Annotated in this window: 1 protein-coding gene; it reads right to left on the reverse strand. The window is 41.2% G+C overall.

The features are described 5' to 3' along the window. Positions 1-191 (reverse strand): type II toxin-antitoxin system TacA family antitoxin (locus P8629_RS12505; RefSeq protein ID WP_278166418.1); only part of this gene is annotated, 191 nt, incomplete at its 3' end. Positions 192-245: the final 54 nt, after the last annotated feature.

Raw genomic sequence — 245 nt, forward strand, 5'->3', positions numbered from 1 at the left:
GCCATAAACTCGTCAAAGACACTGTCTTTAACCATAATACTTTCATGCTCCTCAATAACATGAGACGCATCTTCGTCCATAAGTCTCACTACATATTCAGTGAGACTTTTTAAACCAAGTAAAGCCGATGCTTTTTCGGCCTTTGCCTTGATCTCTTCATCAAGGCGGATATCTAAACGTGCCGTAGCCATAACCCCTCCTACGTACGGATACATTCCGTAACCTGAAAGATTATAGTGCAAATT

This window comes from Hydrogenovibrio sp. 3SP14C1 (assembly GCF_029625905.1).
Lineage (GTDB): Bacteria > Pseudomonadota > Gammaproteobacteria > Thiomicrospirales > Thiomicrospiraceae > Hydrogenovibrio.